The 7,909-nt window shown below is 59.5% G+C and carries 11 protein-coding genes and 6 tRNA genes; 3 read left to right on the forward strand and 14 right to left on the reverse strand.

Annotation, left to right across the window (positions count from 1 at the left end):
- The 7 genes from Q1K49_RS04745 to Q1K49_RS04775 all read right to left on the reverse strand — a co-directional run.
- The coding region (locus tag Q1K49_RS04745) for a DUF2924 domain-containing protein (RefSeq protein ID WP_300523397.1) at positions 1-182 on the reverse strand (182 nt) is incomplete at its 3' end.
- A 797-nt stretch (positions 183-979) separates the two neighbouring features.
- A tRNA-Asn gene (locus Q1K49_RS04750) sits at positions 980-1,055 on the reverse strand.
- A gap of 108 nt (positions 1,056-1,163) precedes the next feature.
- A tRNA-Cys gene (locus Q1K49_RS04755) sits at positions 1,164-1,238 on the reverse strand.
- 12 nt (positions 1,239-1,250) lie between these two features.
- Positions 1,251-1,325: transfer RNA gene (locus Q1K49_RS04760), tRNA-Gly, on the reverse strand.
- A 15-nt stretch (positions 1,326-1,340) separates the two neighbouring features.
- Positions 1,341-1,416: transfer RNA gene (locus Q1K49_RS04765), tRNA-Phe, on the reverse strand.
- 16 nt (positions 1,417-1,432) lie between these two features.
- Positions 1,433-1,510, reverse strand: a tRNA-Asp gene (locus Q1K49_RS04770).
- 29 nt (positions 1,511-1,539) lie between these two features.
- Positions 1,540-1,614 (reverse strand) — tRNA-Val (locus tag Q1K49_RS04775).
- Between the two features lie 168 nt (positions 1,615-1,782).
- Here Q1K49_RS04775 and Q1K49_RS04780 point away from each other — a divergent pair.
- From Q1K49_RS04780 to Q1K49_RS04790, 3 genes are all read left to right on the forward strand, one after another.
- The gene (locus tag Q1K49_RS04780; RefSeq protein WP_300523399.1) at positions 1,783-2,748 is read left to right on the forward strand and encodes a tyrosine-type recombinase/integrase; all 966 of its coding nucleotides are present in this window, start codon (positions 1,783-1,785) and stop codon (positions 2,746-2,748) included.
- Positions 2,749-2,754: 6 nt separating this feature from the next.
- Complete coding sequence (locus Q1K49_RS04785; RefSeq protein WP_157367349.1) at positions 2,755-2,907, forward strand: hypothetical protein; 153 nt, start codon at positions 2,755-2,757, stop codon at positions 2,905-2,907.
- A gap of 205 nt (positions 2,908-3,112) precedes the next feature.
- Entirely contained in the window at positions 3,113-3,388 is a 276-nt protein-coding gene (locus tag Q1K49_RS04790; protein WP_029165540.1) for a hypothetical protein, read from the forward strand.
- A gap of 223 nt (positions 3,389-3,611) precedes the next feature.
- Here the strand turns inward: Q1K49_RS04790 and Q1K49_RS04795 are convergent, their stop codons facing one another.
- The 7 genes from Q1K49_RS04795 to Q1K49_RS04825 form a co-directional block, all read right to left on the reverse strand.
- On the reverse strand, positions 3,612-3,938 hold the full coding sequence (locus Q1K49_RS04795; RefSeq protein WP_029165542.1) for a hypothetical protein: 327 nt from the start codon (positions 3,936-3,938) through the stop codon (positions 3,612-3,614).
- Complete coding sequence (locus tag Q1K49_RS04800) at positions 3,931-4,284, reverse strand: hypothetical protein (RefSeq protein ID WP_029165543.1); 354 nt, start codon at positions 4,282-4,284, stop codon at positions 3,931-3,933. The genes Q1K49_RS04795 and Q1K49_RS04800 overlap by 8 nt, the downstream gene beginning before the upstream one ends.
- A 99-nt stretch (positions 4,285-4,383) precedes the next feature.
- On the reverse strand, positions 4,384-5,196 hold the full coding sequence (locus tag Q1K49_RS04805) for a hypothetical protein (RefSeq protein WP_300523408.1): 813 nt from the start codon (positions 5,194-5,196) through the stop codon (positions 4,384-4,386).
- Position 5,197: 1 nt separating this feature from the next.
- Entirely contained in the window at positions 5,198-5,713 is a 516-nt protein-coding gene (locus Q1K49_RS04810) for a hypothetical protein (RefSeq protein ID WP_029165545.1), read from the reverse strand.
- Complete coding sequence (locus Q1K49_RS04815) at positions 5,710-6,069, reverse strand: hypothetical protein (RefSeq protein ID WP_029165546.1); 360 nt, start codon at positions 6,067-6,069, stop codon at positions 5,710-5,712. The genes Q1K49_RS04810 and Q1K49_RS04815 overlap by 4 nt, the downstream gene beginning before the upstream one ends.
- A gap of 148 nt (positions 6,070-6,217) precedes the next feature.
- Positions 6,218-7,582, reverse strand: coding sequence for a phage/plasmid primase, P4 family (locus Q1K49_RS04820; RefSeq protein WP_029165547.1), 1,365 nt, complete (start codon positions 7,580-7,582; stop codon positions 6,218-6,220).
- Positions 7,582-7,909: hypothetical protein (locus tag Q1K49_RS04825; RefSeq protein ID WP_300523412.1), on the reverse strand; the 328-nt coding region annotated here is incomplete at its 5' end. The genes Q1K49_RS04825 and Q1K49_RS04820, both read right to left, overlap by 1 nt.

Here is a 7,909-nt window from a genome sequence, read left to right on the forward strand (position 1 = left end):
CGGGCCCGCTCCGAAAGGTCACCCTCCGCCAGGGCCTGGATTCGCCAGGCGATTCGCTTGCGAAGAAACTCCTTGTGGTAGGAGCGGGTCTCTTCCCCAAAGACCTCGAGGTATTTGTCCCGGAGTTCTCCGACGGTCATCCGGGAGAGCCCCTGGACCTCTTGATACGTTGTTGCTTCCATCCGAAACCTCCTTGGTTCATGGGCTTCGCCCCGCGGGCGGCCCGTCCGCACCGCAATCTCAGGGCGTTAACTCGTGAATGAATGAAGGCTTCGGTGGCCCGGAATATCAAGGCGTTTCTCCGTAAACGCCTCAGATTCTTCAACTTGCGCCACATGCTCTGCCCCACTGCCGGAATCTGGGGCGATTCGGCGTCCGTCTCGATGGCGCATGTAACCCCGGGCAAGGATCGTAGCGATCTCCGATATCACCTCGTCGAGAGAGATTGGGACGTGTTCGTTGGCCGGCATCCGGTCCTCCTTTTGCGGGAGGCCGCGGAAGGTTTCCGTCATGGATGCCGCGGGACTGGATAGGCCGGTCATCGAGAAGGCCGTTGGAGCCCGTTCGACACCGCCTGAAGGCGATGTCGCCGGCACCCACAACGGTCTCCGATCTCACGGCTGTTTCCGCTGTCTGGTAATCCGCTTGCGCCGGACCCACTGGTCCGGCTTTCGGCAGATACCTACCGGAGGGGAGTTCGAAATGTCGAAGCGGATGTCCGGATGCAGTCGGGCTGTTAAACAAGGCGGGTCGAAAAACGGAGAACGGGAGAATTCGGAAGGGACATTTTCGGTGAGCGCCCGTAACCCCCAGGGTTGCACCCGGCCCCCGGACTGCGGGCTTCGAAACGGAGAATCAGGGTAAATGTGCGGGCGGGCGTAAGTCGGCGTGGGCACGCCGGAAACGACGAGACCCCGAGGGGATCACCCCACGGGGCCTTGCGTTAAACAAGAACCGCTGAAATCAGCGGATTGAATTTTGGCTCCTCGGCGAGGACTTGACCCTCGAACCTAGTGGTTAACAGCCACCCGCTCTGCCGATTGAGCTACCGAGGAATATCCAAAGGCGTTTCCCGATGCTTCGATTGCATAGATGACTTTTTATGGAGAAACACGAAAACCCTCTGGAAATCCGGTGTGTCTCATTTGGTTGAGTCTATTTTCTGGAGGCGGCACCCGGATTCGAACCGGGGGATAAAGGATTTGCAGTCCTCTGCCTTACCACTTGGCTATGCCGCCTCGGGAAGTTCCTGGAGCGGAAAACGGGATTCGAACCCGCGACCCCAACCTTGGCAAGGTTGTGCTCTACCGCTGAGCTATTTCCGCACCTCAAAGGAAAAATGGTGGCGAGACCCAGAGTTGAACTGGGGACACGCGGATTTTCAGTCCGCTGCTCTACCTACTGAGCTATCTCGCCGATCGGGCGAAAAGAATGGCGGGGCTGACGAGACTTGAACTCGCGACCTCCGACGTGACAGGCCGGCGCTCTAACCGTACTGAGCTACAACCCCGCGTACTGCCGTTGCCATAAAACTCTTGTTGGTGGGCGGAATTGGGTTCGAACCAACGACCCCCTGCTTGTAAGGCAGGTGCTCTTCCGCTGAGCTATCCGCCCCCATGCCCACCGACGCGAGGCATAGTATATCGAGCTGCGGCAGGGATGTCAACACCTTTGCGACAAATTTCGTTTCCCCTTGCGACAGTTTATTTTCCCCCTTGGCAGATGCTCAAAATTCGGCGGTTTTTTCCTCCAGGGACATTGACATTCAAAGGAGTGAACCCCGTGAAAGCTGCCAGAATCGCGCACATTTCCCAAAGAGCCCCGGAATCGTGGCAAGATGCCATGTCCCGGTTTCTCTCTCTCCGGAAGGCACAAGGCGCCGCACCGCGAACTCTCCGAGGATATGAGGAGAATGTCCGCGCCTTCTTCCGCCGATATCCCACGGCATGGAGCCCCGCTTGCCGTGATTGCCTGCTGGACTACCTCGCACAGGACGGCATCAGCCCCGCCACGTACAACGTCCGGCTCAAGGTGCTGCACCCTTTCTTCCGGTTCTGCGTGAGCCAAGGCATCTTCGACGAGTCCCCCGCCGAGGGATTGAAATATCGCCGCCAGGAGCCCCGCATCGTGGACCACGACACGGACGACCTCCGAAAGGTGCTGTCCGCCATACCGGAAGACACCTTTGCCGGGCTCAGGGACAAGGCGCTCTTCCTTCTCTCACTCGATTGCGGCATTCGCCCTTCGGAGGCGCTCCAGCTTCTCCCCTCAGACATCGACCTTTCCGCTTGCCGCGCCCGCATCCGCGCCGCCACCGCGAAGACGCGGACAGGAAGAACGGTTTTCTTCTCGGACCACGTGAAGACACTCTTGGAACGTCTGCTTGCCGCACGCCCGGAAGAATGGAATGAGGGGAAAGCTCCCGTCTTCTGCACCTCCTACGGCGCGTCGATGGACACCCACGCATGGACGGTCCAACTCCGCCGCTACGCCCAGAAGGCGGGGCTCTCCCGCTTCTCCGCCTACGACCTGCGCCACCAGCACGCCATCGACTACCTTCGGAATGGTGGCGATGTCATGACGCTCCAGAAGGGGATGGGGCATGCCACCCTGGACATGACCAGGCAATACCTCGCGCTCTCGGACGACGACCTCCGGACCTCGCACGACAGAGCATCCCCGGTCAATGCCCTGCTCCAGAAAGAAGAACCCCGGAAGCGCATGGGGAAGTTGCGAGAAAGGAGGTGAAGAGGCATGAAACCGAGCTATTGCATCAACGACGGCGTGTCGAGTTGCCGAGAGTGCGCATTTGTCAACTACGGGCTTGATTGTATGAATCAGCGAGTCCGGGATGACGAAGAGGAGGAGATCCCCGAGTGCGATTGCGACGAGAGCCTGATACCGTAGGGATACCCTATCTATACGGTATGTGCCGCGCATACGACGGGATCACGACCAGATCAGCATTCACAAGGGCTCCCGCGCTACATGCCCGTAAATCGACGCAGATGCCCTTATTTCACACGGGCATTTGGGGAGGTTTCTTTATCGAGAGACGGCGGATTAGGTGCCGCGTGGCGCGGCGTGGCGGAATGAGGAAAGGAGAATCGGCATGACGATCAACGAAGTGGACGAGATTCTAGACCGGATCAGCCTTTGCCGGGAGCCGTTGCACATCCTGCTTGACCATCTTTTGGACGTTCTAGATGAATGGAAAGTCTTCCCGGAAGGTCCAAGGCGTGATGAATTCTACCGACACATAAAGTTGTGCAGGCTCGTCGCCCGGGAGATGGCGAGGCTGCAAGAGGACGTTGCTTCACTTTGTCACAAGACAGAAGCACAGCCTTTTGAGTCGAAAATGGTTTCCGTCATTGAACCTGAAATCTAAAATGTGAACCATAATTTCTCAGTTTTAACCGGGGAAGTCGGCGCGGTGTTTCCGACCCCTGTCGTTTTCGCCAGGAAGGACCCGCGCCACAACGGGGCGGAGGAAAAAGCCTCCTCCCCGGGTCTCTTTCGTCTCCCCAAGGGGCCTCTGCTCCAAAGGCGTCCGTCCCGCATCGTCTCTTCTCGCTCCACGTCTGAGCCCCACGCCCGGAGAGACTCGGGGCTTAGCGCGAGTCCGCCTCCGCCAGTGCCCCGCACAGCCGTTCCTCTGCCCTTCGGAGTTCGGAGGCGTGAAAAGGATCACGCTCCCCGCGCCAGTGCCGCGCTTCAAGAAGCTCTCGGTCCTCCCGGCTGAGAGAGGAAAGCGCTTCCCTCATGCGATCACAGCGTCGCGTGAGGAACTCCACCTCTTTCTCCACGCGCTCCGTTTTCGGGAGCTTCGACAAAAGCGCCAGGGATCTCTCGTCCTTTGGAAACCGCCGGAGCAGGTAGACCGCCTCCGCGATCTCATCCGATGCGAACTTGCCCAGAAGCGCCCGTATCTTATTCACGCGGCAGCACCTTCCTTCCAACAGCCCTCTTCGTAAACCTCGCCAGTGCGGCGGCTCCGCCTCGTGGAAGGCGGTCGTCCGTCAGATACGCCTCGACAGCCATCCGGTCTTTCTGTGGGAGTTCGTGGATCATCTCAGCCAATGCGCGGATTCCCGGGAGGACCTTTTCGAGTCCTTCCCTTGTCTCCGCGTGCTGGTTCTGGAGGAAATACGCCTCGCCACCCTTGACGATTTCGCCGAGACGTGGATTGCGGACGAGGGGCAATGCCGCGAGCCTGTCCAGGAGCCGGAGCGCGGCGAGGATGTCCGGAGCCAGAAGGCGCAGCGCCCAAAGCGGAACGTCCACGGCGTGCCTCCTTTTTTATCGAAGCGTGTGTGCGGTTTTTTCCCCTCAACCCGGTGCTCGCGAAAATTGAGCTGAGGGGAAAACCTCTGTGCGTCGCCTCTAGGGCTTTTGCTTCTTCGCCGGTGCCCCCTCCAGCAGCAATTCCAGATCCTTCCGCCGCCCTTCAGGAAGCGCCGAAAGGTAAAGGTCACGCTCCCCGAGGTTCATCGTGCGGAGACGCGCTGCCTCTGCCTCAAGTCGGATCTTTCGCTCCGCTTCAATGCGCTTTTGCTCAGCCTCAAACGCAGCCGCTTGTGCCCGGCTCACAATGGATTGGGCTTGCTCCTGTGCCTCGGCTGCTCCCGCCTCAGCCGCCTTGAAAAGCCGTGTGTCCTCCGCCTGTCGTTCGAGCTGCTCTTCAAAAATGGACACCTTCGCCGCAAGCTCGACGTCGGAAATCACTCGCGGACGATCCGCGTCCAACCACTGAAGAAACCGGAGGAGATGCCGTCCAAATTGCGTCAGTTCCTGCCCCGTTCCTTCGCAATGCGGACAGAGATGCGGAGCTTCCCGCAGAGCAGGGTTTCCCGAGATCCACCCCCGCGCACTGGGACAGCCGTCGCAGGTTGTGAACAATTTAAGCTCCTCGGGAATTCGCTCGCCACGCGCATCTTGGAGCGCGATGCGCTCTTTTCGCCGCACCTCTTCGAGCGCCGCCTCCCGTTCAAGATAGCGCCGCGTATACGCAGCCGCCCGCTCGTTGTGCTCCCGGACCGCCTCGTTGTGGAGAGCGGATTCCTCTATCGCCCACGCCGCTGTGGGCTGTCCTGCTCGCCGTGCAGCGTCCGCCCGCTTCCCCGCAGCATTGAGGCGCTCTTTTGCCTCCTGGTCCATCTCGTCGCCACCAAAACCCAGCCGGTCCCACCAACTCATACTAAACTGCCCCCTTCACGATTTTTGAGATCTCGTCGCCCGTAAGAACGCGGCGATATTCCAGGACCTCTGCCACTGCAAGAATGTCACACCACCAGCGCCGCACCAACCTTGTTGTGACGTTCACCTCCCTTGTGAACATTTTTTCCTGCGACTCCTCCCCGGAGCACCGCGCTCGCATGAGGGATAGCAAGTTTCCGGAGTCCTCCCGGGAGCAATCGAGCAGCTCCTGAAGAGCGGGTTCTGTGCCGGTCCCGTGCAGGAAGAGCACCTCCGCCACGGGACCTGCCAGCAAGGCGACACAGGTTCTTCGCACTGTTTCAGGAATGCCTTCCACGAGGCGCCTTACCGCTTCCCCTGGAGCATCCGCTAAACGGATTCCCCGCGCCCCCTGGACAGCTAAAACCTCCCCGCCTCCGGAAGAGTCGAGGCGCGCCACATAGAGGGGAAGCCCCAACCGAACCCTTGCTACGGAGTGTCCGCTTTCGTGGACCGCCGCGACCGTAACGGGGCTCATGCGCCGTGTCCTTTCTTTCCCGTCTGAGAATAGGAAGGCTCGTCAAGCCACCGAAGAGCCAGCGGAGAGGCGACGAAGGTCGTCCCGTTGTTGTACTGCTTCCATATGAACCCCCACAGGAGCGAGAAGTCTCCGTCAACCGGCGGAAGTGCGATCACGTAAGGACCATCGGTGATGGTGCCTTCCCACGACGATTCGTCAATCACAGCCCTTGCCGCCTGTAGAAAGCTCCGCAGAATCTCCTGTCCGACGTCCTCGTTGCTCGATTTGATCGCCTGATCAACCGTCATCGCACCGTCAAAGTAGTCCACAGGTCCCAACTCGTAGACGTAAAACCCGTTTTCGACCACACTCATAGGAGCCTCCCCTTTCATGCTTTAAAGTCCCGCAGATGACGCATGACGGAAATTGACCGATTTTAGGTAATTACCCTCGTATATCCTCTTCGCGAGCTATTACCTAAAAATGACGATTTTCCGTCATGCGTCATGCTCCCATTCTGCGCTATTCCACCGCTGTGAATGCAAGTCCTTCTACCATGACACCACACATGCCCTTTCGTGCTGTGAATCCCGCCGCTTCGAGCTCTTTCCTGAGCGCTTTGTTTGAGATTACCCGTTCACCGTTGCGCTTCGCCCACTCAACAAAAGCCTCGTGCAACCTCGACAGTGGAACGTCGTGTCCAGGGATTCGCCGCGTCGTGTCATCCAAAAACGAGAGCACAACGCTTTGGTCATCTTGGTACTGCCGCGTCGCCGTACTGACGATGCGCGGTTCCTTCAAGCCGTCCCGTCGCCATTCCCGAAGCCCCGAGAGCGCCCAATTCAGAATCCCGTCCAGCTCTTGCAGGAGCTTGCTCCGCAGTTCCGGATCTCGCCGCTCAGGAGGGAAGGTAACGTTGAAAGGGATGTGTTTGCATCGTCGCCAAAACCCATACGAGGTATCCCGCACGCGGGGAGCACCGTTCGCGGAGTAGACGAGCTTGAACTGTGGTCTGAGCGTGAAGTGCTCCCGAAAGAGGAACCTCACGCGAAGAGAGTCCTCTCCGCTCATCGCCTTCAAAAGCGCGCTGTCGAGCGTTTTGCCGGGCTCCACCTCGGAGCAGAACACGTAACGACAGCCACGGAGCGCCGCGAGTTCGTTTGTTGGTTGGTCTCCGTACTTCACTACGAGCGCGCCCGGTGATAGTGGCGCCGCGTACTCTCCAAGCAGCGCCGCGAGAGTCTCCACAAAAACGCCCTTCCCGTTCGCGCCGAGCCCGGAGAGGAACAAAAAGCACTGCTCCCTCGTTGTTCCCGTCAGCATGTACCCGGCGAATCGTTGCAGATACCCGACAAGCTCCACGTCGCCACCCATCACTTCTAACAGGAACCGCTCCCACCCGGGGCACGTCGCGGCGGAGTCAAAAGAGGCTCCGGCAACCTTGGTCATGAGGTCCCCCGGGCTATGGCGTAGCAGCTCCCCCGTGCGGAGATCGAGCGTTCCGTTCCGGAGATTCAGGAGTTCCGCATCACTGTCAAGCGCTGACTCTTCGACGCGAATTCCAACTTCACTTTTGAGCAGTTTCCCCATCGCAGAAAGCGCCCCTGCGCGCTCGCTTGCCAGTGCCCAATTCGCGAGTGCTTTGCGCCGTTCGGGATTCGCCGTTTCGTCCGCCGCCTGGCGCAGGAGGAGTTCGGGAACATCTTTCGCGAAGCCTAAAATTTCTGAATCGTCGCTGCCGCGCCACCGCGTCCCATCGAAGACGAGCCATCCGATGGACGGACACCAGCGAATCCTGTCTCCGTGGAGAAACGCGAGGCGCTTTGCGTTTCCCATGTCTGTAAAGTGTTCGCCGCCAAGCGCGACGAGTTCGAGGGTTCCCATCATCAGACCGCCACCTTTTGCGCCATGCGCACCAGGTAATCGGCGCGGCGCCCTTTAGCTCGTTCAGCCCTCCCACTGCTCAAAAAGAGCCGGATCATGCGCTCCACGTCGCCTCCGGTCCAGTAGGAGAGGTCTCCCATGAGTGCGTAGTCGGATTCTGACGAGCTTTTGTGCAGAGTCTCGCCGCTCCAAAGCCTGCGGATCGTCGGACCGCGCCTCGACGCGAACATTTGCTCGATGAGCAACGCGTCATCCTGCGGAACATCCCTCAGTGGAAGCCTTGGGAGCAGCGGCTTTGGAGGTTCCAACGCCGCGAGAATGCGCCGCACT

Origin of the sequence: Aminiphilus sp. (assembly GCF_029975095.1) — a bacterium.
In the GTDB taxonomy this organism is placed as follows: Bacteria; Synergistota; Synergistia; order Synergistales; family Aminiphilaceae; genus Aminiphilus.